16 protein-coding genes are annotated in these 23,680 nt (G+C 62.6%); 3 read left to right on the plus strand and 13 right to left on the minus strand.

Translation table 11 applies throughout. The features are described from left to right. Nucleotides 1-210 precede the first annotated feature (210 nt). Nucleotides 211-1,269: an AI-2E family transporter gene (locus tag CBW66_RS13205; RefSeq protein ID WP_227742169.1), complete on the plus strand. Its 1,059-nt coding sequence runs from the start codon at nucleotides 211-213 to the stop codon at nucleotides 1,267-1,269. Nucleotides 1,270-1,331: 62 nt separating this feature from the next. Here the strand turns inward: CBW66_RS13205 and CBW66_RS13210 are convergent, their stop codons facing one another. The 3 genes from CBW66_RS13210 to CBW66_RS13220 form a co-directional block, all read right to left on the minus strand. Further along, on the minus strand, nucleotides 1,332-2,279 hold the full coding sequence (locus tag CBW66_RS13210; protein ID WP_046682434.1) for a YihY/virulence factor BrkB family protein: 948 nt from the start codon (nucleotides 2,277-2,279) through the stop codon (nucleotides 1,332-1,334). A gap of 71 nt (nucleotides 2,280-2,350) precedes the next feature. Next, nucleotides 2,351-3,379 carry an OmpA family protein gene (locus CBW66_RS13215; protein ID WP_086138591.1) on the minus strand — a complete coding sequence of 343 codons (1,029 nt, stop codon included), beginning with the start codon at nucleotides 3,377-3,379 and terminating at the stop codon, nucleotides 2,351-2,353. 191 nt (nucleotides 3,380-3,570) lie between these two features. Continuing rightward, nucleotides 3,571-3,831: a hypothetical protein gene (locus tag CBW66_RS13220; protein ID WP_086138592.1), complete on the minus strand. Its 261-nt coding sequence runs from the start codon at nucleotides 3,829-3,831 to the stop codon at nucleotides 3,571-3,573. A 20-nt stretch (nucleotides 3,832-3,851) separates the two neighbouring features. Here CBW66_RS13220 and CBW66_RS13225 point away from each other — a divergent pair, with 20 nt between their 5' ends. Then, the gene (locus CBW66_RS13225) at nucleotides 3,852-9,596 is read left to right on the plus strand and encodes an alpha-2-macroglobulin (RefSeq protein ID WP_230492156.1); all 5,745 of its coding nucleotides are present in this window, start codon (nucleotides 3,852-3,854) and stop codon (nucleotides 9,594-9,596) included. A 17-nt stretch (nucleotides 9,597-9,613) separates the two neighbouring features. After that, nucleotides 9,614-11,710, plus strand: coding sequence for a penicillin-binding protein 1C (gene pbpC / locus CBW66_RS13230; protein WP_086138594.1), 2,097 nt, complete (start codon nucleotides 9,614-9,616; stop codon nucleotides 11,708-11,710). Here pbpC and CBW66_RS13235 read toward each other — a convergent pair whose 3' ends face one another. The 10 genes from CBW66_RS13235 to CBW66_RS13280 form a co-directional block, all read right to left on the minus strand. Beyond that, on the minus strand, nucleotides 11,711-13,333 hold the full coding sequence (locus tag CBW66_RS13235; RefSeq protein ID WP_170932881.1) for a DUF2875 family protein: 1,623 nt from the start codon (nucleotides 13,331-13,333) through the stop codon (nucleotides 11,711-11,713). A 107-nt stretch (nucleotides 13,334-13,440) separates the two neighbouring features. Further along, nucleotides 13,441-15,759 (minus strand): DUF3274 domain-containing protein, encoded by a 2,319-nt coding sequence (locus CBW66_RS13240; protein ID WP_086138596.1) that lies wholly within the window; start codon nucleotides 15,757-15,759, stop codon nucleotides 13,441-13,443. A 109-nt stretch (nucleotides 15,760-15,868) separates the two neighbouring features. Beyond that, nucleotides 15,869-16,102 carry a hypothetical protein gene (locus CBW66_RS13245; protein WP_086138597.1) on the minus strand — a complete coding sequence of 78 codons (234 nt, stop codon included), beginning with the start codon at nucleotides 16,100-16,102 and terminating at the stop codon, nucleotides 15,869-15,871. A gap of 51 nt (nucleotides 16,103-16,153) precedes the next feature. Next, entirely contained in the window at nucleotides 16,154-16,834 is a 681-nt protein-coding gene (locus CBW66_RS13250; protein ID WP_139841670.1) for a hypothetical protein, read from the minus strand. A 75-nt stretch (nucleotides 16,835-16,909) separates the two neighbouring features. Next, complete coding sequence (locus tag CBW66_RS13255) at nucleotides 16,910-17,200, minus strand: hypothetical protein (RefSeq protein ID WP_086138599.1); 291 nt, start codon at nucleotides 17,198-17,200, stop codon at nucleotides 16,910-16,912. A 118-nt stretch (nucleotides 17,201-17,318) separates the two neighbouring features. Next, nucleotides 17,319-18,665 carry a sigma-54 dependent transcriptional regulator gene (locus CBW66_RS13260; protein ID WP_086138600.1) on the minus strand — a complete coding sequence of 449 codons (1,347 nt, stop codon included), beginning with the start codon at nucleotides 18,663-18,665 and terminating at the stop codon, nucleotides 17,319-17,321. After that, nucleotides 18,652-20,559 (minus strand): ATP-binding protein, encoded by a 1,908-nt coding sequence (locus CBW66_RS13265; RefSeq protein WP_086138601.1) that lies wholly within the window; start codon nucleotides 20,557-20,559, stop codon nucleotides 18,652-18,654. Before CBW66_RS13265 ends, CBW66_RS13260 begins: the two co-directional genes overlap by 14 nt. Nucleotides 20,560-20,794: 235 nt before the next feature. Next, nucleotides 20,795-21,586, minus strand: a complete 792-nt coding sequence (locus CBW66_RS13270; RefSeq protein ID WP_077401587.1) for an ABC transporter ATP-binding protein — start codon at nucleotides 21,584-21,586, stop codon at nucleotides 20,795-20,797. An 11-nt stretch (nucleotides 21,587-21,597) separates the two neighbouring features. Further along, a complete protein-coding gene (locus CBW66_RS13275; RefSeq protein WP_086138602.1) occupies nucleotides 21,598-22,419 on the minus strand; it encodes an ABC transporter permease in 822 nt (273 codons plus the stop codon). 15 nt (nucleotides 22,420-22,434) lie between these two features. Next, nucleotides 22,435-23,436, minus strand: a complete 1,002-nt coding sequence (locus CBW66_RS13280; RefSeq protein ID WP_086138603.1) for an ABC transporter substrate-binding protein — start codon at nucleotides 23,434-23,436, stop codon at nucleotides 22,435-22,437. Nucleotides 23,437-23,680: the final 244 nt, after the last annotated feature.

The following is a 23,680-nucleotide window of genomic DNA, read 5'->3' on the forward strand; positions in this document are numbered from 1 at the left end:
TGGCCTGACCTGCCGCAGCGGCCAGCCCCACGGCTGGCGCTGCGGCCCTCCACCGACCGTCGCGGGACTCGCATGCATACCCAGCCTTCAGATATCCCGCCCGAGCCGGTGGCGGCTGCCTCCACCGAGCCTGCCGGGACCCCTCCCGGCGCGCCAGTGGAGCACCCGGACGCCTCCCTGCGTTTGCCGCTGCACGTCAATGCGCGTGGCATGGCCCTGGGCATCATCGCCACCGTCAGCTTCATTTATGCGCTGCAGTGGGCACAGAAATTCCTCATTCCCGTCATCTTCGGCATTTTCATTGCCTATACCCTCAATCCCGTCGTCGCCTGGCTGGAAAAGCTGCGCCTGCCGCGCGCCATCGGCGCCACGGCCGTCACCGCCCTGATCCTGTTCGGCTCCATCGTCGTGGTCGAACGCGTGCAGGGCGAATTCGAATCCATCGTGGAAGAGCTGCCGGCCGCCACGCATAAATTGTCGCGGCTCATCGCCGCCAATACGGGCGGCAAGAACAGCACCTTCCAGAAAATGCAGGCCGTGGCCAATGAAATCGAGCAAGTGGCCGCCGGCGCCGAAGCGCGCCGCAACAACCGCCGTGCCGCCGCCGCCGAGGCGCCCAACTTCAAGATCATGGACTGGGTCTGGGCCGGTTCGCTGGGCCTGGTGGGCTTTCTCAGCCAGGCGACCATGGTCATCTTCCTCGTATTCTTCCTGCTGCTGTCGGGCGACACCTTCAAGCGCAAGCTCGTCAAACTGACGGGGCCGTCGCTCAGCCGCAAGAAGGTCACCGTGCACATCCTGGAAGACATCAATACCTCGATCCAGAACTATATGTTCATGCTGCTCGTCACGAATGTCTTGCTGGCCGTCCTGATGTGGATCGCCCTGCGCGTGATCGGTCTGGAAAACGCGGGCGCCTGGGCCATCGTGGCCGGCTTGCTGCACATCATGCCGTATTTCGGCCCCTTGCTCATCACCATCGCCACGGGGCTGGTCGCCTTCCTGCAGTTCGAATCGCTGGAAATGGTCTTGCTGGTGACGGGCACCTCGATGGCCATCGCCACCCTGGTCGGCACCTTTGTCACCACCTGGATGACGGGGCGCATCGCGCGCATGAATCCTACGGCCGTGTTCGTCAGCCTGCTGTTCTGGGGCTGGCTGTGGGGCGTCTGGGGCTTGCTGCTGGGCGTGCCCATCATCGTCATGGTGAAGGTCGTCGCCGAGCGCGTGCAAGGCATGGAAGTGGTAGCGGAACTGCTGGGCGAGTAAGTTGACACAGGACCAGAAAAACGGCGCCCGCGGGCGCCGTTTTCGCATCCGGCGGGAGGGAATCAGGATTGGTGGCGTTTCAGTATCTTCACTTGCACGTCGCCGTCTTCCGTCTTCGGCATATCCTTCATGCTGCCCAGCTGCAGGGCGAACTGGCGCGTGAATTCGGCGCCCAGGAAGAAGATTTGCGCCGAGTAATACACCCACAGCAGCAGGGCGACCAGCGAACCGGCGGCGCCATAGCTGCTGGCCACGCCGCTATTGCCGATATACACGCCGATTGCATATTTCCCCAGTGAAAACATGAAGGCCGTACCGATGGCGCCGATCAGCACGTCGCGCCAGGACAGGCGCACGCGCGGCAGCATTTTATAGATGACGGCAAACAGGCTGGCGATGACGGCAAAGCCGATCAGGTTCGACAGGATGGTAAACAGCACGGCAGTGTCTTTCCACACGCCTTCCCAAAAGTTGGCGAGGATGGCCATGGCGGCGTTGACCACCAGCGACACCATCAGCAGGAAGGCCAGCACCAGCACCAGGCCGAACGACAGCAGACGCGTGCGCAGCATGTCCCAGGCGCCCGCTTCCTTCAAAGGCGGCACTTGCCAGATTTCATCGAGACTGGCTTTCAGTTCGGCAAATACGCTGGTGGCGCCAAACAGTAGCAGGGCGCTGGCAATGAGGGTGGCGATGCGGCCCTGTTCATGGTTTTTCGCGCCGGCCAGCACCAGTTGAATGGCTTCGGCGCCCTGCGTGCCCAGCAAGCCCTGCAGTTGCCCCATCAGCTCGCCGCGCGCGGCGGCCGGGCCATAGAAAAAGCCGGCGATGGCAATCACCAGCACGAGGATGGGGGCGATGGAAAACAGGGTGTAATAGGCGAGGGCGGCGCCTTTGCTCGAGGCGCGGTGTTCCAGCCATTCGGTGACGGAACAGACGATGACACTGCGCATCTGCTTGCTGAACGGTGCCAGGCCGGCCAGTTTGGGATAGCGGGTAGAGAAATTCATGATGGCTTTCAATGCAAAAAAGGGGCCGAAGCCCCTTTTTTTATTTTACAAGTGGCGTACCACTGTCCAGCTTACTGTACGCGGCGTTCAATGGTGATCTGTTCCACTTCAACGCGGCGGTTTGGTTCCAGGCACTTGATCAGGTCGGCACGTTTCTTGTTGTCGCAGGTGACGACAGGATTGGTGGAACCCTTGCCTTCGGCCGTCAGGCGGTTGGCGGCAACACCGTGGGCGACCAGGTATTCCTTGACTGCATCAGCGCGCTGCTGCGACAGTTTCAGGTTGTACTTGGGCGAACCGATACGGTCGGCATAACCACTGATGACGACGTTGTTGACGTCCGGCGACGCGTTCAGCACGCGGGCGATTTCGTCGAGCTTGGTCTGTGTCGGACCCAGCTTGGCGCTGTCGAATGCGAACAGTTCCGTTGCCGACATCGTCACTTTTTCAAAGCGTGGCGGCGGTGGTGGCGGTGGTGGTGGCGGCACGACCACGACGACTTCTTCACGTACTGGCGGCGGTGGCGGTGGCGGCGGCGGTGCAGGCGGTTTGTCGAACGCGTAGTTCAAGCCCACGGTGACGTAGTAGTTGTTGGACTTGCTGCTCGGGTCAAACGTATTGCCGCGCAGGAAGCCGTGCACATTGCGTACGTCAGCCTGCAGGGACAGCTGCTCCGTGATGCTGGACTGGAAGCCCAAGCCCACGCTCGCGTATGGCGAGCTCTTCGTGCGTTCACCGAAGGCGAAGCTGGTGTCCTTGTCGCGCTGCATGCCGGCACCGACCAGCAGGAAAGGACGGAAGGCTTTGCGCGAGAACATGTACAAGCCGTCTACGCCCAGTGTATTTTGCTGGTAGCGCTGACCGCCATCCTTGGAACGGGCATACGTGGTGCCCAGCTGGATATCCCAGTCCTGGGAAACAGGCTTACCGAAACGCAAGCCTGCGCCATAACCGGTTTTATCCGTGGCGAAGTCGGAATCTGGCTTGAGTGCGTTGATGCTAGGTTGAATATACCAGGAGGGATTGATTTCCTGGGCCTGTGCGCCGAGGGCAGAGCACAGGACTGCGGCGGCAACGGCGATTTTTTTTAGATTATTCACAAGTAACTCCCAACGTTGATAAGAGATTTTCTCTACGGCATCAAAGCCACATCTTGCTACACGTGCTATTGCTAGATATAGACCACACTTCCAGGTGCGCATTCTTGTGATAAATGCACTGCTGTTGGACTAAAGAATACGGTTGCAGGTTCAGGTGGTCGGTGCGCTGGCGCACAAAGCATTGCGGTATATCAATAGTGTTGCAGATTCACGACAAAGATTTTGGCGTTGAAAAAAACTAATTTTATTGGTGAAACTTTTACAAGCGCGGCCATTGTCTGGCGCCGCGGCGACAGGCAATCGTACGACTTGTCACCTGCATGCCACTGTATATTAGCAACAATGATGAGCTTGATAACTAATAATACATTGATGTTGTATTCCTGCCGCGTTCTGTTGTTTTTCTGGGCTTGCGCCAGGCAACTTTTGCGCGCCGCAGCCAGCTCCGCCACTTTTCCTCAAGGAGTTATCCGTGCCTGACCTGTCCCGTGTACTTACTTTCCCGCCGCTTGGTAAGCTGGGCCCGCTATGCCTGCTGCTATCGCTGGGCCTGACGGCGCCAGCCTGGGCCGATAGCGGCGTGTCCCTGTTTTCACCGAGCGGCACGGTCAAGGCGGTGCGTCAGGTACGGGCCCAGTTTGCCACGCCGATGGTGCCGTTCGGCGACATCGGCTTGCCCGCGCCGTTCGCCATCGATTGCGGCAAGGCCGAGCCAGCCGTCGTGGCGGGCGCGGGTCGCTGGGTGGACGAACGCAATTGGAACTTCGACTTCGAGCGCGATTTGCCGGCCGGCGTGGCCTGCAGCTTTACCTTGAAGCCGGGACTCAAGGACCTGGCGGGCCAGACCCTGCAGGGAAGCACGTCCTACCGCTTTTCTACTGGCGGGCCAGCCATCGTCGAGGCCGTACCGTACGACGGCCAGCCCTACATCGATGAAAACCAGATCTTCCTGCTGGGCCTGGACGCCGCGCCGAACGAGGCCAGCGTGGCCGCCAACGCGTATTGCCGCGCCGATGGCATCAATGAAAAGATTCCCGTGCGCCTGCTCAAAGGCAAGGAGCTGGAGCAGGTATTGACTTTGCGCAAGAGCTTTCTCGACCGCTACCTGACCGTGTACTTCAAGAAGCGGGGCGTCGTGTGGAAAGTGGGTATGCCCGTCGCGAGCAAGGGCGCGCCGCCTTTGCCTGTCACCGTGCTGCAATGCAAGCGCAGCTTCCCCGCCAACGCCAAGGTGTCGCTGGTGTGGGGCGAGGGCATCGCCAGTGCGAGCGGTATCGCCACGGACAAGGCGCAAACCCTGCAGTTCAAGACGCGTCCCGATTTCACGGCCAAGTTCAGCTGCGAGCGCAGCAATCCGAAGGAGCAGTGCATCCCCTTCCTGCCCATGCGCGTGCAGTTTTCCGCGCCCGTGAGCGCGGCGCAGGTGCGCGCCATGACCCTGAAGGGCGGCGGCAAGACGTATGCGCCGACGATTTCCAAAGAGGAGGAAAAGGCGGAATTCCTGTATGGCGCCGTCTTCAATGGCCCCTTTCCCGTGCAAAGCAGTTTCGTGCTGAACTTGCCGCCGAAACTGACGGACGACGCGGGCCGCGCCTTGCTCAACCGCGCGCGCTTCCCCATGACGGTGCGCACGGGCGAGCAGCCGCCGCTGCTGAAATTTCCGGCCCCGTTCGGCATCATCGAAGCGAAGGGCGACGGCTTGCTGCCCGTGACGGTGCGCAATATCGAGCCCGTGCTGTCGGGCAAGGAAGTCGCCCAATCATCCGCTGCCGCCACGGGCGCCACCTTGCGCGTGCCCGACAATGACGACAAGTTCATCATCGAGTGGATGCAGCGCCTGGCCGGCAATGGCGACGGGGGCGAATACTGGCAGCCGTATGCCCAGTATGCGGGCAACATGAACAAATCCGTGCTGGCGGGCGCCACTGGCACGCGCCCCATCAGCCTGCCGCGCCCCGATGGCAAAAAAACCTTTGAAGTGATCGGCATTCCGCTACAAAAACCGGGCTTTTACGTAGTCGAGCTGGCCAGTCCCATCCTCGGCAAGGCGCTGCTGGCCAAGCCAGCCACGGCCTACATCCGCACGGCCGCGCTGGTGACCAATCTGGCGGCCCACTTCAAGCACGGCGCGCAATCGTCGCTCGTGTGGGTGACGTCGCTGGACAAGGGGGCGCCGGTTGCGAAAGCCCAAGTGGCCGTGCGCGACTGCGCCGGCAAGCTGCTGTGGCAAGGCGCTACAGGGACGGACGGCGTGGCGCACATTCCCGGCGAGCTGGCCAATTCCAGCTGCAAGAACAATGGCCGCTACTTTATCAGTGCGCGCGGCGGCGGCGACATGACGTTCACCCTGTCGGACTGGGTGGGCGGCATCGAAGCCTGGCGTTTCAATTTGCCCACCGACGACACGCGCGCCGACAACACCCTGCTGGCCACGGTATTCGACCGCACCTTGCTGCGCGCCGGCGAAACCGTGCACATGAAGCACTTTATTCGCAAGCACACGGCTGAAGGCATGCGCCTGGTCGACAAGAATAACGGTCCCGGCAGCGCCACCTCCGTCGTCATCACGCACCAGGGCAGCGACCAGAACTATCAATTACCGCTGCGCTGGTCCGCCGGCGGCACGGCGGAAAGCGACTGGCTCATCCCCGCCGACGCCAAGCAGGGCGAATACAGCGTGACGATGGCGGGCCGCCCGTCCGGCAGTTTCCGTGTGGAAGCGTTCCGCGTGCCGACCATGAAAGCCGTGCTGCAGGGGCCGAAGGCGCCCGCCGTGCAGGCGAAGCAGCTGGCCCTCGATGCGCAAATCAGCTACCTGGCCGGCGGCGCAGCCACCAACGCGCCCGTCAAGCTGCGCACGGTGCTGCAAGACAAGAGCGTGACGTTTGCCGACTATCCCGATTTCAGTTTCAGCAACGGCGACGTGAAGGAAGGTCTGGTGAAACAGGGCACGGGCTATGACGACGATGAAGGCGAGTGGCAGGACGAAGTCAATGGCGAGCGTGCCGGCCCCGGTGCCACGGCTGCGCGCACGCAAAGCTTGAGCCTGGACAAGGCCGGCGGCGCGCGCATCGTCATCGACCAGTTGCCGCAGCTGTCCACGCCGCGCGACCTGGTGGCGGAAATGGCGTTCCAGGATGCGAATGGCGAGACGGCATCCGTCGCCACGCGCGTGCCGCTGTGGCCGTCAAACTATGTGATCGGCATCAAGCCCGATGCCTGGGCCTTGAGCAAGGATGCCTTCAAGTTCACGGTAGCCGTGCTCGGCACCAATGGCAAGCCCGTGGCAAATGCGCCCGTCGCCGTCGACTTCTTCCAGCGCAACAGCTATTCGCACCGCCGGCGGCTGATCGGCGGCTTCTATGCGTATGAAAACAGCAGCGAAGTCGTCAAGCTGGGCCAAGCGTGCTCGGGCAAGACGGACAACAAGGGCTTGCTGGTGTGCGACGTGAAGGCGCCCGCCAGCGGCAATCTGGTGTTGCGCGCCCGCACGCAGGACGGTGCCGGCAACGCGGCCGTCGCCAACCGCGAAACGTGGGTGGCCGGTAGCGGCGACTGGTGGTTCAATGCCAGCGACAATGACCGCATCGACGTGCTGCCGGAAAAGAAACGCTATGAACCGGGCCAGGAAGCGAGCTTGCAGGTGCGCATGCCCTTCCGTTCGGGCACGGCCCTGATCACGGTCGAGCGCGAAGGCATCCTCGACACCTATGTGCGCCAGCTCAATGGCCGGGAACCGGTGGTCAATATCCCGGTCAAACCGAATTACGCGCCGAATGTGTATGTGTCCGTGTTTGTCGTGCGCGGGCGTGTCGATGGCGTGCAGCCGACGGCGCTGGTGGACTTGGGCAAGCCGGCCTACAAGATGGGCATCGCGCCGCTGAACGTGGGTTGGCAGGCGCATGAACTGAACGTCATGGTCGTGTCCGACAAAGAAGTGTATAAAACGCGCGACAAGGCGGAAGTGTCCGTGCGCGTGCGCCGCGCCGACGGTAAACCGTTGCCGGCCGGTGCCGAAGTGGCGCTGGCGGCCGTCGACACGGGTTTATTGGAACTGATGCCCAACGATAGCTGGAAGTTGCTCGATACCATGATGGCGCAGCGCAGCCTGCAGGTGGAAACGGCGACGGCGCAGATGCAGGTGATCGGCAAGCGCCATTTCGGCCGCAAGGCCTTCCCGGCCGGCGGGGGCGGCGGCAAGGGCGCCAGCCGCGAGCTGTTCGACACCCTGTTGTTCTGGAAGGGCACTGTCAAGCTCGACGCCAAGGGCGAAGCGACGGTGCAAGTGCCGCTCAACGATTCGCTGACGGGATTTCGCATCGTCGCCATCGCCAGCGCGGGCCAGGAATTGTTTGGCACGGGCAGCACGGATATCCGCAGTTCGCAAGACCTGATTTTGATGTCGGGCTTGCCGACCCTCGTGCGCGAAGGCGACCAGTTGCGCGCAGGATTTACGGTGCGCAACACCTCGGCCGCATCCTTGAGCGTGGACCTCAATGCCACGGCGGCCAGCAAGGCCTTGCCGCGCCAGAACCTGACCCTGGCGGCCGGCGAAGCGCGCGAGACGGGCTGGGATTACCAGGTGCCGCTGGGCGCGCAAACGGTCGTGTGGGAGATCAGCGCCAAAGCCGGCGGCCACAGCGATAAACTGAAAATCACCCAGAAGGTGGGCCAGGCCACGCCCGTGCGCACGTATCAGGCCACCTTGCAGCAAGTCGACAAGCCCATCAATATGTCCGTGCAAATGCCGGCCGGCGCCTTGCCGGGCCGGGGCGGCATCCAGACCAGCTTTGTCGCCAGGCTGGGCGGCGAATTGCCCGGCGTGCGCGAGTACATGGCGGCGTATCCGTACACCTGCTTCGAGCAAAACACATCGAAGGCCATCGCCCTGCAAGACCAGGACGCGTGGAACAAGCTGGCCGCCAGCTTGCCCGCCTACCTGGACGGCGACGGCATGCTGAAATACTTCCCCATCATGGAGCAGGGCAGCGACAGCCTGACGGCCTACGTGCTGTCGGCAACAAAAGAAGCCGGCTATGCGATTCCGGAACAGACGAAGAACCGCATGGAAGCAGCCTTGACGGCCTTCGTGCAGGGCAAGATCGTGCGCCGTTCGGCACTGGCCACGACCGACCTGGCTGTGCGCAAGCTGGCCGCGCTGGAAGCGCTGTCGCGTTCGAACAAGGTGCCGCCCGATGCGCTGGAGTCCATCAGCATCAGCCCGAACCTGTGGCCGACCTCGGCCGTCATCGACTGGTCGCTGCTGCTGCAACGCACGCCCAGCCTGGCGCGCCGCGATGCGCTGTTGGCCGAGGCGCAGCAGATATTGCGTTCGCGCCTGAACTTCCAGGGCACGACCATGGGTTTTTCCACCGAGCGCAAGGATAACTGGTGGTGGCTGATGGTGTCCGGCGACGTCAACGCCAACCGTTTATTACTGGCCGTGATGGACGACCCGGCGTGGAAGGATGACATCGGCCGCCTGGTGCGCGGCAGCATGGGCCGCCAGAAGAAGGGCCGCTGGGATACCACGGTGGCCAACGCCTGGGGCACTTTGGCCATCGCCAAATTCTCGGCCAAATTCGAGTCGACGCCGGTGACGGGCGCCAGCGCCGTCAAGTTGGGCGGCGATACGCAAGCGCTCGTGTGGAATGGCGCTGCGAAAGTCGGCCCCGTGCTGCAGGCGTGGCAGAAGGGCATCGATACCCTGGGCCTGGCGCACAGCGGCACGGGCAAGCCGTGGGCCACCGTGCAAAGCCTGGCGGCCATCCCGCTCAAGGCGCCCGTTTCCAGCGGCTACACGATCAGGAAAACCATCACGCCGGTGGAACAAAAAACGGCGGGCGCCTGGTCGCGCGGCGACGTCTACCGCGTGCGCCTGGATTTGTCGGCGCAGGCGGACATGAGCTGGGTGGTGGTTGATGATCCGATTCCCGCCAGCGCCACGGTGCTGGGCAACGGCCTGGGGCGCGATTCGCAGCTGCTGACGGCCGGCGAGAAAGCCACGGGCTGGGTCTGGCCCACGTTCGAGGAGCGGGCCTTCGACGCTTTCCGCGCCTATTACGCCTTCGTGCCGAAGGGCAACTGGAGCGTGGAATACACGGTGCGCCTGAACAATGCCGGGGATTTCAGCCTGCCGGCCACGCGCATCGAGGCCATGTATTCACCCGAGATGTTTGGCGAGTCGCCAAATGCCAACGTGAAGGTGGGGCAGTGAGGCGTATCGTCTTTGCCATGGGCTGCCTGTTGGCTGGCCCGGTTTTCGCCCAGGCGGTGCTGACGCCGGCCCAGGTGCAGGCCACCTACCGCAGTTCGGAAGCGCAATTGCTGGACAGGGGCGGCGCACCGCTGCAATCGCTACGCGTGGACATGAAAGTACGGCGCCTGCCGTGGGTGCCATTGACCGATATTTCACCGGCCGTGCAGCAGGCCGTGCTGCTGGCGGAAGACCAGCGCTTCATGCGCCATGGCGGCGTGGATGTGTCCGCGCTGGCCACGGCCGCCTGGGACAATCTGTTTTCCAAGAAAGCCCGGGGCGCCTCGACCATCACCATGCAGTTGGCGGGCCAGCTGGACGCGGATTTGCAGGCATCCTCGGGCGGGCGCAGCCTGCGCCAGAAATGGGACCAGATGCGCGCCGCGCAAGCCATCGAGGATAGCTGGAGCAAGGCGCAGATTTTCGAGGCGTATCTGAACCTCGTGTCGTTCCGGGGAGAACTGCAAGGCATCGCGTCCGCCTCGTATAGCCTGTTCGGCAAGGCGCCGTCGGGCCTGAACCAGACGGACGCCATCATTTTGGCCAGTCTCGTGCGCGCGCCGAACGCGCCCGTGGCCACCGTCGCGCGCCGCGCCTGCGCGCTGGCAAAAGAATGGCGCATGGACAGCAGCTGCCAGCTGATCGGCCAGCGCGTGCAGACGGCCCTGCAGCGCACGGCCCTGTACGCGGACCTGGCGCCCGCGCCGCAGGTGGCGCAGCAATTGCTGAAACAGCCGGGCGCGCAGGTCGCCAGCACGCTCGATGGTCCCTTGCAGCGTTTCGCGCAGGACAACCTGCGCCAGCAACTGGCGTCCTTGCGAGAGCGCAATGTCAACGATGGCGCCATCGTCGTGCTCGACAACCGCAGCGGCGAGATTCTCGCCTATGTGGGCAATGCGGGCGGCAGCCATGTCGATGGCGTGACGGCCCTGCGCCAGGCCGGTTCCACCCTGAAACCGTTCCTGTATGAACTGGCCATCGAGCGCCGGCTGATGACGGCCGCCTCCGTCATGGACGACTCGCCGCTGGACGTGGCCACGGCGTCCGGCATGTATGCGCCGCAAAACTACGACCGTAATTTCAAGGGCTACGTCAGCGCCCGCACCAGCCTGGCCAGTTCCCTCAACATTCCCGCCGTGCGCACGGTGCTGCTGACGGGACAGGACGGTTTTTATAACCGCCTCAAGGACGTGGGCCTGGCTAGCCTGACGGAACCGGCCGAATACTATGGCCCGTCGCTGGCGCTCGGTTCGTCCGAAGTGACCCTGCTGGAACTGGCCAACGCCTACCGCGCGCTGGCCAATGGCGGTCTGTACAGCACGGCCAGCCTGCAGCCGGGGCAGGCTGGCAAGGATCGGCGCCGCGTGATGGAGGCGGGCGCCGCCTTCATCACTGGCGATATTTTGGCCGACCGCGCCGCGCGCAGCATGACCTTTGGCTTGCGCAACGAGCTGGGGACGAATTTCTGGAGCGCCGTCAAGACGGGCACCAGCAAGGACATGCGCGACAACTGGTGCATGGGTTATTCGGCACGCTACACGGTGGGCGTGTGGGTGGGCAATTTCGATGGCAAGCCCATGTGGGATGTGTCGGGCGTGACGGGCGCCGCGCCCGTCTGGCGCGACGTCATGGATTATCTGCACAAGAACGTGCCCAGCCATGCCCCGAAAGCGCCGCCAGGCGTGCTGCAGCAAATGGTCACGTACCAGCCCGCGCTGGAAGCGCCGCGCCGCGAATGGTTTATTACCGGTACGGAAAGCCCCGTCATCGCCGTCGTGGGCGACACCGTGAAGCCACCGGCCATCGTGTATCCGGCCGAGGACAGCATCCTCGCCATCGATCCCGACATCCCGCCCGCCCTGCAGCGCGTCTTCTTCCAGGCGCAAGGCAGCCACGGCTTGCGCTGGGTGCTCGACGGCAAGGACATGGGCGCCGCGGTGGAGAGTGTCAGCTGGCGCCCCGTGCCGGGCAAGCATGTGCTGGCGCTGGCCGATGACGCCGGCAAGGCGGTGGCCAAGGTGGCGTTCCAGGTGCGGGGTAATGCGCTGGCGCAGCTTGCAACACAGGGAAAATAATCAGTTCGATGGATAATTCGCCGGGTCGATGGCTGGCGTGACGTAATGCCGCAATACGTCGCCGCCGTGCGGATGTTTTTGCGTGCGGCGTTTTTCGTCCGATGGCGGACTGAGTAGCACGATGGTCGCCTCGTCCGGGTTGCGCCAGTTCACCACGGCGCTGACGCCGCCTTCGCGGTAGCTGCCCATCACGCCGATGGCCATCTGCACGAACAGGGTGGCCGCGCCCGTGTTGCCCAGGCGCCGGTCCGTATCGATCCATTGCGCCGTGTTGCCGCTGTCGAGCTCCGTGCCGCCATCTTCCGCATGTTTCAAAAGAGTCTTGTGCAGTGCCACCAGCTGCGCCTGCTTGCCGCCCGTCGCCGCGACCAGGCGCGCCGGCGCGGCGGGCCGCTCGGCTTCCGGCAAGCTGCGTAAGACCTCCTGCCAGCCCGCCTGCAAGGCTTGTTCGCGCTGGTCGCGCCGCGTGAGCGGCTTGCCGTGTTCATCCGTCATTTTGACGAACGTGGGCCGGTGGATGAAGCCGAAGGTGGGCAGGCGGTCCAGTTGCGCCAGCTGCTCCTTGTTGAAGGGCAGGGGAAACCAGGGCGTGGGTTGCCAGTCTTTCGGTGGCTGATAAGTCTTGTGCTGGAGCTTGTCGAGCATGCTGAAGCTGCCCGTGCCACGGATGTCGGAGCGCTGCGCGAATTGCGCGGCGACGGGCAGCCATTCGGCGATGGTGGGCTGGCGCTGGGTGAATGCACTCGGGTCTTCTTTTTTGTCTGGGTGGGGCACTGCCCGCATCAATTTGTCATATACCAGATACAGGCGCCGCGCCACGCCGTAGGTATTCAAATCGTCGACGCTGTCCTCGGGTGGCGCATCGTCATAGGCAAACTTCCGCACGGCGTCGATGCGCTCGCGCCGTGCCAGCACGAACAGGGCGGAGGCGTCGGGCATTTCGGGGATGTAGCGGCCATCTCTTGTGAGCGGCGGAGAGTTGTCAGGACTGTACAGGTCGCGCGTGGGCATGCTGTCTTCGGAATTGAGCACGATGTAAGGCACGTCGGGATGGGCATCGAAAAAGGCAAATACATCTTCCAAAATACGGTCCGGATGTTCGCTCAGGCGGCGTGGACCACTGGCGAACAGATGCCAGTGCAGACCGGAGGGGGCGGCGCCAGCGGCCAGGCCTATGGCTGGTGAGTCGGGGCTGTCCAGCATGCGCGAATTGAAGATCGGTGGCTCAGCATTGAAAACGGGGACGCCGAAATACATGGGAGTATCCCTCGCCCCATTCTCCAGTGTGTCGCCGCCGCGTCCACCTGCTATCCCAGCTCTTTGCATGGCGTCCCAAGTGTATTTTTCCTCGTCCTGTTCACGGATGCTGGCATAGGCATTTCCCTGCTGCAGCGCTTCCCACAGCTTGCCTTGCCGGTATTTGTCCAGGGTGACGCCGAGACCGATGACTTCCAGCACATATTCCCGCTTGTCCTGTTCGCTGGGCGCCGCTTGTTGCACTTGCGGCTGTGCGACGGCCACAGGCTTGGACGCATGCAGCCAGCGAGAGCCGAGCAATGTGGCCGCGACGATGGGCGGAATCAGCAACAGCCATTGCAGGTGGTGCCATAATTTACTGCGCATCGTGGACTCCAATAAGAAAGGTGACGGACCGATCAGCAAATACCCAAATAAAGCCAACACAATGAGGGCGGCACCGAGTGGATATCGTAAGCGTGGAAATGCACTTGTCATTTTGGGATATCGTCGCTTGGCTTGTGGACGGCTGGCGTGACGACCGATTCGGTACGCCTGCCGTTGATTGTTTCACACACAACAGTGGATGGTAGACCCGCCTGCAAGGCAGGCACGAAGGCTGGCAACACTCCCGAGCTGTAGTAGTCGGCATTGCCTTTGATAATGAGCTGGCGCTGCGTCGGTTCTGCCGCCAGGTAGATTGCAAATTTTTTCTTAAAGTCATTCCATCGAGGGATGGATGGTCGCACGGGATTACGGATATCGCCTTGTAATCGCCAGTCGGCAACGGCGCACAAATATTCATAAAACCTTGGATCGCTGCTCGCCTTGCCGCTGCCGATGGCCACGTCATACGCCGTCACGTTGCGGTGGTTGTCCGTGTTGCCGATGATGGCGCCGTGGAAGGATTTGGGGCTGACCTCGTGCTGCCAGCGCTTGCGTGCCTCGTTCGGGGTTTCTTCGCGATTTACAAGCAGATTGTCGCCGCCGCCCGGATGGCGCGAGACGCGGTCGATCTTGCATTGGTCGCCCGCTTCCTTGCCCAGGTTCAGGGCTTTTTCCACCTGATCGCGCTGGCCCGAGCCGAACATGCCGACGCCGTACTCGGGAATGCGATGCTTGAGTGGCCGCGGATCGGCAATGATTTCCTGCTTGCGCATGCGCAAACCCTGCGGACTGGTCACTGCGATGGCTGCATCGATCGGATCGACTTCTTCGCACGGCCCTTGCTGGTCGCGCGGCAGTTTGGCCTGGTCGGAATCCTTGGGGAATTGCCCAGGGCGGATTTCGCCGCCGTTCAGCACGGCCGCCCTGGGCGCACGCAGCGCTTCGCCATTGATCGTGCGCAAGCCTTCGCGCCGACCCGCTTCCGTGGAAAAGATATTCCATTTGCTCGCCTTGACGGGTGGCCATTGTGCCTCGTCATGATTGCCGCGATGGCCACGGTTGGCGCCGGCCACGTGGGCATGGTCGTCCTCGCCTTCCAGGCGCAGGGCGAAGTCGTGCGGCGGCTGGCCGACCAGCACCGGGCCGCTGTTCTTGTCAGCCGCGTCAAGGCGCTGTTTGCTGGTAAAGACGCGCTGATAAAATCCCTTGCCCAGTTCCACCAGCGGCTGGCGGCGCTGGAATTCTTTTTCCCAGCAGGTGGGGCCGTCACCCCAGATGCTTTTGTCCGTCTTGCCCTTGGTTCTGGACAGGCCATGGCCGTCGATGTGGTCGGGTATGCCTTGCCAGCCGATGCCTTGCATATTGTCCAGCGCTACCGTCATGTCTTCGGGGCAAAAGTACAGGTAGACCTTGCCCCGGTTGTCGCGGTCCGCTTCCGCGCGCCATGCCGCGCCCGCCATGCCATGGCAGATGGCGTGGTCCTTGATTTGCGCAAAGGCGGGCGTGGCGTGCTTTTTTGCCACCACGCCTTGCACGATCTGCACCAGGGTTTGCAGGCGTGCATGCAGGGTCTGGCGGTTGTCGATGGCGTCGTACTGGTCTTCCATCGCGGCATCTCGGCCGCCGCCAAAGATGCGGCTCGCTTCCGCCGCGCCGAAAAACATGGTCGTCTCCTCCACCAGGCTGTAGGGCGGATGCATGAGGATCAAGGTGTCGGCGGGGCGCTTGCCTTCGTCGAGCAAAAAGGCTTGCGCCAGCAGCGAGATCAGACAGCCCTGGCTGTGCGCGACGATGGACACCACGTCATCGCTATCGTAATCGCGGATCATGGCGATGAGGGTGGCCAGGCGCTTGGCGGCCAGCACCATGTACATGCGGCCCGGCGCCGTCATCAGGGGCCGCACGGGATCGCCGCCCACGTCCCACGGCGAAAACAGCCCCTTGTTCCACATGTCGGGCAGGGTATTGGTGGCGTTGCCGAACGGGCCGCCGTTCTTCGACATGTCCTTGTCGAGGCGGTTGCCGTAGCGGTCCGTGTTCTGGCCGTTCACCACTTTGCTGGCGTTGCCTTGTTCGCGAAAGCCCCAGTAAAACGGGATCACGGGGCTGTACGTCGTGTCTTCAGGCTGGCGCTTGAAGTAGATGGCATCCGGGTCATCGAGCGTTTCAGCCTTGTCGGACGCTTGCGGCAAGCGGTAGGTGGCGGGTGTGAACACGTGGCCGCCGCCATACATGCGCGCATCGAGTCCCTGGCAGAGTCCCTTTTCCACGGCACTGAAACTGGTGCCCACGTCATTGACGCCATGGATGACGATGAGGTTGCCCGGCAGTTCGGGGCGGATGCGCACGATGGCGTCGTTGAGGCGGCCGCAATGGAGCAGGGCGGTGCTCTTGCCGCTGACATACGGAAGTTTGGGATACGCCATCGCCGCTCCATGCTGACCAGACAGGACAGTGTAGAGGGGCGAAACGGCTAATTAATTGCGCAGACGCAAACTTTGCGGAAAGATGGCAGTGATGCCGGGAACGATGGCGCTACCGCTTGGCCAGCGTCTTGTCGGCCAACCCCGGCGCGCCCCACAGCAAACCGAGCCAGACACAGAACGACAGGCCTCGGTGCAGCGCCACAAAGCATAGGCCGAAAATCAAGCCGCGCGCGAACGGGTTCGTGTGTGGCACGTGGGCACTATCGAGCAGGAACATCGTGGCGACGGCGGCAACCGTCATGACGGGCAGCATGAACCACCATTTTCGTTCGATGGGCGACATGGCTTCCTAAGAAAGTGTGTGTCAGCGATTCTAGCGCAAAATTGCCAAAAATTACGGTGCACTGAGGATGTTCGTCAGCGCGATGCGGTACGCGGGCTGCACCTCGCCATTCTTGTCCAGCTTGTCCGTCATGATCACGCCGAAACCTTGCGCGTACCACACGTATTCGCCGCTTTTTCCCTTGCTCTTGCCGCCCACGTCATGCAGTTCGAACTTGCAGGCGTCGGGGAAGCGGCGCCCGCCCAGTTCCAGGCGTTCCCAGCCCAGGAAAGTGATCGAGAAATCGCGCTGATCCGTGCGCGTGGAGGTGGTGATCTTGTCGGACAGGCCCGCCATTGGGTAGTGGGTGTCCGTGCGCGTATCCGTGAACTGCACGCGCACTTCCTGGCCGGGGCGCATCTTGGCGGGGATGGCCGACTGCGGCGTGTAGACGTTCTTGCTGCGCACCGTGCCGTCTTCGTTGTAATGGACGGTGCCCGTCAGGAAGACCTGGCCGTCGCGGATGTCCTGGTAGGACGTGGCCAGCAGCACGCCGCCGTCGAGGATCAGCTGGATACCCTTGAGTTTCCTGCCTTCGAAGACCTCCTCGACATTGACTTGCGCGTCGCCATTGTTCTTGCTGAACTTGACGCCCGTCGTCAGTTCCATGCACTCGCCCACCGTGGGCGCCGCCTGTACACCGGCGGCGGTCAGTACGCCTGCCGCCACCATCGCTTGCCATGCTGCTTTCATTGCTGTCCTCGCTATTTTTCAAGGAGGTGATGATAGCTTGCCGCAGAGTAATGTGGCGCAGCGCTGGCGGGGGATTTATTTCACGGGAGCGATGGGGATGCTGGGCTCAGCGGGCGTGGACGCTGGCGGCGCTGTCGGCTTGCCTCGCCGCGTGCGCTTGTCCGTGCGCGTTTTGGCGGGCTTGCCGTCGTGGATCAGCTTGCCCTTGTTGTCGAGCTTGTCGGACTGGTCCGATTGTTGGCCCGGATCGTTGGCATTGTTGGTGTGGTTGCCCGTCTGGTTCACATTCGTCGTCGACTGGGCTTGTACCCAGGCGCCGCCGACGGTCATCAAGGTGGCGGCCAGCAAGAGAGCGGCGGTTTTCATGGCGTTGTCCTGTGCAGGTGTTGAGTTGAGTCTGCATTGTTGCACAGGCGCCTGACCGCGCGGGTAGGACGCCGCCTCATGCTTGTGTCGGCTATTTGCCAATATTTAACGGAGCCGGTTAGCGGAACTGCTCCGTCGAGATATCGAAACGCTTGAGCTTGTCGTACAGGGTTTTCTTCGGGATATTCAGGCTGGCGGCCGCATCGATGACGTTGCCATTGTGGCGGCGCAAGGCTTCCTCGATGATGGAAATCTCGAAGGTGTCGACTTGTTCGGCCAAGGATGCTTCGCGGCAGCCGGCGGGGCTCAGACTGTCGTCCAGCAGACCCAGCACGAAGCGGTCGGCCACATTGTGCAGTTCGCGCACATTGCCGGCCCAGCGCTGCGCCATCAGGGACGCGATCAGTTCGCCGCTGACGAGGGCGGCCGGCTGGCCGTAGCGCAGCGCGGCCTGCAGCACGAAGAATTCGAACAGCAGCGGGATATCCTCGCGCCGGTTGCGCAGGGCGGGGAGAGTGAGACTGGCCACGTTCAGGCGGTAATACAGGTCGGGCCGGAATTTCCCCTGTTCCGCCAGCACGTTCAGGTCTTCCTTGGCGGCGGCGATCACGCGGAAATTGACGGAAATGAGTTTGTTTGAACCGAGCCGCTCGACCTGCCGCTCCTGCAGCACGCGCAGCAGTTTCACCTGCAGGGCCAGCGGCATGCTTTCGATTTCGTCTAGGAACAGGGTGCCGCCGTTCGCGTACTCGATCTTGCCGATGCGCTGGCGCTGCGCGCCCGTGAACGCGCCTTCCTCGTGGCCGAACAGTTCCGACTCGAAAATCGACTCGGGCAGGGCGCCGCAGTTGATCGCCACGAACGGGTGGTCGCGCCGCTCGCTGAAGTCGTGCAGGCAGCGGGCGATCAGTTCCTTGCCCGTGCCCGTTTCGCCGAGGATGATGATGTCGGCCGATTTCGGCGCCAGGTTCAGCACCAGCTGGCGCACCTTGGCCATGGCCGCGCTGCGGCCCACGATGCGCGCCTCGATGCCGACGCGCTGCTCGAGCTGGCGGCGCAAGTTCATGTTTTCCAGCACCAGGTGGCGTTTATCCAGGGCGCGGCGGCACACTTCCACCAGCAGATCGGCGGAAAACGGTTTTTCGATGAAATCGTAGGCGCCGCGGCGCATGGCGCCCACGGCCATCGACACGTCGCCGTGGCCCGTGACGAGGATGACGGGCAGGCTGGCATCCTGCGCCACGGCGATATCGAGCAGTTTCAAGCCATCCATGCCGGGCAGCTTGATATCGCTTAATAAAATGCCGGCAAATTCGGGTACCAGGTAGGGCAGCGCTTCCTCGGCCGTGGCCACGGCCGTCACTTGCAGGCCCGCCAGTTCCAGCGATTGCCGCGCGCCCTTGCGCACGACGGCGTCGTCTTCCACCAGCAGCACTTGCATGCCTTCAAAATTATTCTCGTGCATCAGATGTTTCCTTGTCTCTCAGCCCCGGGTCGCAGCTCAGGGTGATGGTAAATTGCGCGCCGCCCCCTTCCTGCGCGCTGCGGTTGCGCACGGCCAATGCGCTGCCGGCCGCCCGCAGTATGCCAGCGCTAATCGACAATCCCAAGCCCAGCCCGTGTTCCTTGGTGGTATAGAAGGGGTCGAAGATCTTGTCGAGCGAGGCCAGCGGGATGCCGGGGCCATTATCGGTGATATGGATGACGGCCAGCGTGCCTTCGCGACGCACTTGCAGCCAGATCTGCACGGGCTCGCCTTCGGGTACGGCATCCATGGCGTTGGTGATCAGGTTGGTAAACACTTGTTCCAGGCCGATGGCGTTGCACAGCACGATGAGGTCGTCCTCCTGCCAGCTTTCATGCAGGGTCAAACGCTGCGAGTTCTTGCGCGTGCGGATTTGCAGCATGGTTTGCGCAAACGCCTGGCGCACGCTGACGGGCTTGCGCGCGTCGTCGCTGCGCCGCGCAAAGCCTTTCAGCTGCGACGTCACATAGCCGAGACGCTTGACGAGGTCGGAAATGGTCGACAGGTTATCGAGCGCATCGTCTATCCGGCCGCGCGCCAAAAAGACCTTGGCATTGTCGGAAAAGGTTTGCAGGGCGGCTAGCGGCTGGTTCAGCTCGTGCGTGACGCCGGCCGCCATCTGGCCGATGGCCGCCAGCTTGCCGCTTTGCACCAGTTCCGCCTGGGCGTAGCGCAAGGTTTGCTCGGCCCGCTCGCGCTCGGCCACTTCCGCCTGCAGGCGGCCATTGGCGTGGACGAGGTCGGCCGTGCGCTGCTCGACCTTGATTTCCAGCTGTTCATAGGCGCGCGCCAGCGTTTTCTGGGCGTTGAGCTTGTCGGCGATGCGGCGCCGGCGCTGGCGCGCATACATCAGGGCCAGCAGCAGCAGGGCCCATCCCAGCGCGGCGGCGATGGCCGCGTTGCGCGCCGCCTCATCGACCTGGTCGAGCTCGGCCAGCACCGTGATCTGCCATTGCAGCGGGCCCAGCGCGCGGTTCACGGCCAGATAGTCCACCTTGTCGGCGCTGCCGGACAGGGCGGGGGTGTCGCCCGTCTGCGGACGTTCCAGGGTCATCACGCTGGCGCCATCGGCGAACTGGCGCCGCACCTTGTGCGGCAGGATGGGCAGATTTTCTTGCAGGAACTGGCGCTGTTCGCTGATGCCTTTCTTGGCGTCCGCCGACAGCGGGGCCAGGGTCTTGAACTTGAAGGCGGGCGTGGTGGCCAGGATGATCACGCCATTCGCATCCTTGACCCAGATCTGCTCGCCCGCGCCCGGCGTGCGCCACGATTGCTCGATCCAGTCCAGGTTGACCTTGGCGGCGACGATGCCGAGGATGCGTCCGTCGCGCTGCACGGGCTGCGATATGAAATAGCCGGCCTCGAAGGTGGAAAAACCGATGCCGTAGAAGCGGCCGATGCCGCCCGCGATGGCGTTCTTGAAATACGGACGGAAGCCGTAGTTGACGCCCACATACGAGCTGCGGTCTTGCCAGTTGCTCGATGCCAGGGTCGTGCCCTTGTCGTCGAGCACGTAGACGGCAAAGGCCCCCGCGCGGCGGTTCATGTCGACCAGGTAGGCATTGATCTGCGTGACCTTGTCGGCGCTGGGCTGTTCCAGTAATTGCGCCACCGCATCGCTCTGGGCCACGGCCAGGGGCAGGAATTCGTATTTGTTGAGTGCGCCGCCGATGGACGCCGCATACAGTTCCGCGCGCGAATCGAGGGTACGGTGCAATTCGTCGAGCTGGCGCTGCTTGACCCAGGCATACGAGGCCCACGTCAGCACGGCCAGCGAACCCGCGGCCAGCAGGGGGGCGAGCAGCTGTCTCAGGGGCCATTTGCCGGATGCCATGGTGCTCCGTCTATTTGGTTAAGCTTGCGTGTGCCGCAAAGAAGGAATTGTAGTGTATGGTGGGATTCACCCGAACGGGCGAATCCTGAGTTTGCATTGACATGCAAACTTGCGGTGCCTGACAAAACCGTAGCGAGCGGAAGGGAGAGGTGGCCGAGAAGCGCAACCGTACTTCTAGTACGGTGAGCATCGCAGGCCGCCTAAACCGACGCGCAGCAGGTTTGGTCAGACACTACTAGTCTGCGGTGCTGGCCATGGTCTCGGCATTATGATGCCTTTGCTGCTCCTCCATCACCATCTCGCCCAGCATGCGTTTCAGGCGGTTGAACTCGGGGTCGCTCGGGTCGCGCGGGCGGGGCAGCTCGATGGCCACGTCGCGCTTGATGGTGCCGGGACGGTAGGTCATGACGATGGTGCGGTCGGCCAGGTAGATCGATTCCTCGATCGAGTGCGTCACAAACACGATGGTGGTGCCGAAGACTTTCCAGATTTTCAGCAGTTCATCCTGCAGGTTGCGCCGTGTCAAGGCGTCCAGCGCGCCGAACGGCTCGTCCATCAGCATGATCGGCGAATCGAGGGCCAGCACGCGGGCAATCGCCACGCGCTGGCGCATGCCGCCGGACAAGTCTTTCGGGTAGCGGGCACGGAATTCCGTCAAGCCCAGCATGCTCAGCAGCATGTCGACCCGTTCCTTGATCTCGGCTGGCGTCTTGCCGGCGATTTCCAGGCCGAAGGCGATATTGCTTTCAATCGTCATCCAGGGGAACAGCGCATATTCCTGGAACACCATGCCGCGGTCGGGACCGGGCTCGGTGATCAGCTTGCCGCCGGCCAGGATCTGGCCCGACGTCGGCTGCGAAAAGCCGGCGATGGCGTTCAACAGCGTCGACTTGCCGCAGCCGGACGGCCCCAGCAGGCAGATGAACTCGCCGCTGGCGATTTCCAGGTTGATATCCTTCAGGGCGATGACGTCCGCGCCGCCCGTGGTGAAGATTTTATTGACTGCATTGATATTGATCGTGGTCATGGCCGTTCCTCTCAGTGTTCCAGGCCGCGGTGCCACTGCAGCAAGTGATTATTCAGGGCATTCATGGCCATGTCGATGGCCAGGCCGAACAGGCCGATGGTAAACATGCCGGCGATAATCTTGTCGGACCAGAAGTACTCGCGCGCTTCCAGGATGCGGAAACCGAGGCCGCTATTCACGGCGATCATTTCCGCCACGATCACGACGATAAAGGCCGTGCCCATGCCGATGCGCGCGCCGGCCAGAATATACGGCGTGGCGGCCGGCAGGATGACGCGGCGGAACATGGTCATCTGGCTGGCGCCCAGGTTGCGCGCGGCGCGGATATAGATGCCGTCGACCTGGCGCACGCCGGCGATGGTATTCATCAGCACGGGGAAGAAGGAACCGATGCTGATCAGGAAGAAGGCGGGCGGGTTGCCCAGGCCGAACCACAGGATCGCCAGCGGAATGTAGGCGATCGGCGGAATCGGGCGCAGCACCTGCACCAGCGGGTCGAACAGTTTATAGATGGTCTTGTTGGTGCCCATCAGCAGACCCAGAGGCAGGGCCAGGCCGGCGCCGATGGCGAAGCCGCCCAGCACGCGCGACAGGCTGGCCCAGGCGTCATGCGGCAATTCGCCGGAGAACATCCACACCAGGTAGTTGCCCGTCTCGGGCGTGTAGGCTTGCATCGGCATCAGGTATTCATACCACTTCACCAGCACGGCCACGGGCGAGGGCAGGATTTGCGGGTTGATCCAGCCGAAGGTCGACATGGCTTGCCACAACAGCAGCACGGCGACGGGCACGGCGGCGCCGTGCGCGAAGCGTTTCATCATTTGCATATTCATCGTGATACTTTCAGATTAGCGAGGTGCGTAGGACTTCTTGGCTTTTTCCAGCAGGTCCAGCTTGACCCAGTCCTGTGCCGCAGGCGCCTTGGCCATGCGGCCCACGCCGAATTTCATCATGTAGTCGGTGGTCAGCTGTACGTGGCTTTGCGTAATGTCTTCCGTGAAGATGGCGTTGTCGATGGCGTCGCGGTAATCCTCGGTCGTGATCTGGTTCTTGAACATCGATTCGCGCACGTATTTTTCCGCCAGTTTCGGGTCGGCCAAAAACGCCCGCGTGGCGGCAACGAAGCAATCCATGAAGCGCTGGGCCACGGCGGGCTTTTCCTTGTACATCTTTTCCGTCATCACGAGGGCGCGCACGGGCTCGCCCAGCGGCGTGTCGTAGGGCTTGATGATGGCCGCGCCGTATTTTTTGTGGATGGCCTGGGTCGAGTACGGCTCGGACTGGCTCATGACGTCGATATCGCGGGTCAAGAGCGCCTGGTTCAGGTCAGGGTAGCCCATGTACAGGATCTGCACGTCCTTGCCCGGCTTGTCGGACCAGGTCAGCTTGGCCTTGGTCAATTCGGCAAACAGCAGGATTTCCTGCGGGCCGCCGCGCGTGACGCCGACTTTCTTGCCTTTCAGGCCAGCAATATCCTTGATGTTCAGGTCGGGACGCCCGACGATCTGCACGCCGCCCTTGGCGAAGCCGCCCACCAGATACACGGGCAAGCCCGTGGCACGGCCCGTGATGGCCGCTTCCAGCGCGCTGGCGGAGACGTCGATTTCACCGGCAATCATGGCCGGCACGATGTCGAGGCCCTTGGCGAAGATGCGTTCCTCGATCTTCAAGTCGTATTTCGGTGCGATTTCCTTCATGTAGGCGACGGCGCCGTAATGGGCGAATTTCAGGTTGCCCAGGCGGACCAGGTCGGCCGCATGGGCTGCTAGCGGGAATTGCGCGGCCAGTGCGACGGCCACGGCCAGTGCCTTGGTGTTCAGGAAGGATGAGATGCGGAAGGTGCTTGCCATGCTGTTGTCTCCAAAAAAGGTAGATGGTTTTTATATTGGGTAGGCCGCCGCTCTGCTGGCGGGTATGAAAATATAAAAGCATCTTCCGTGCCAGTGGAGCGCATTTGGGCACTTATTGCAAGTGATTGTTTATAAAGGTCTAATTTGAATCTATTGAAAGTAGGAAATGGCGAGATTCCGCCTTTCCGCACGGCGAGGGGAAAGACTGTGCGGATTACCGCATTTTGGGAAGCGCGATTCGATG

This window comes from Janthinobacterium sp. GW456P (genome assembly GCF_002127655.1).
Lineage (GTDB): Bacteria > Pseudomonadota > Gammaproteobacteria > Burkholderiales > Burkholderiaceae_D > Janthinobacterium.

What these genes read in the sequence shown, in the direction of transcription:
- CBW66_RS13210 (WP_046682434.1), bottom strand. Translation starts at nt 2,279, where the DNA reads ATGAATTTCTCTACCCGCTATCCCAAACTGGCCGGCCTGGCACCGTTC.
- CBW66_RS13270 (WP_077401587.1), bottom strand. Translation starts at nt 21,586, where the DNA reads ATGACCACGATCAATATCAATGCAGTCAATAAAATCTTCACCACGGGC.
- CBW66_RS13235 (WP_170932881.1), bottom strand. Translation starts at nt 13,333, where the DNA reads ATGCGCAGTAAATTATGGCACCACCTGCAATGGCTGTTGCTGATTCCG.
- CBW66_RS13280 (WP_086138603.1), bottom strand. Translation starts at nt 23,436, where the DNA reads ATGGCAAGCACCTTCCGCATCTCATCCTTCCTGAACACCAAGGCACTG.
- CBW66_RS13205 (WP_227742169.1), top strand. Translation starts at nt 211, where the DNA reads ATGGCCCTGGGCATCATCGCCACCGTCAGCTTCATTTATGCGCTGCAG.
- CBW66_RS13250 (WP_139841670.1), bottom strand. Translation starts at nt 16,834, where the DNA reads ATGAAAGCAGCATGGCAAGCGATGGTGGCGGCAGGCGTACTGACCGCC.
- CBW66_RS13245 (WP_086138597.1), bottom strand. Translation starts at nt 16,102, where the DNA reads ATGTCGCCCATCGAACGAAAATGGTGGTTCATGCTGCCCGTCATGACG.
- CBW66_RS13240 (WP_086138596.1), bottom strand. Translation starts at nt 15,759, where the DNA reads ATGGCGTATCCCAAACTTCCGTATGTCAGCGGCAAGAGCACCGCCCTG.
- CBW66_RS13255 (WP_086138599.1), bottom strand. Translation starts at nt 17,200, where the DNA reads ATGAAAACCGCCGCTCTCTTGCTGGCCGCCACCTTGATGACCGTCGGC.
- CBW66_RS13275 (WP_086138602.1), bottom strand. Translation starts at nt 22,419, where the DNA reads ATGAATATGCAAATGATGAAACGCTTCGCGCACGGCGCCGCCGTGCCC.
- CBW66_RS13265 (WP_086138601.1), bottom strand. Translation starts at nt 20,559, where the DNA reads ATGGCATCCGGCAAATGGCCCCTGAGACAGCTGCTCGCCCCCCTGCTG.
- CBW66_RS13260 (WP_086138600.1), bottom strand. Translation starts at nt 18,665, where the DNA reads ATGCACGAGAATAATTTTGAAGGCATGCAAGTGCTGCTGGTGGAAGAC.
- pbpC (WP_086138594.1), top strand. Translation starts at nt 9,614, where the DNA reads ATGGGCTGCCTGTTGGCTGGCCCGGTTTTCGCCCAGGCGGTGCTGACG.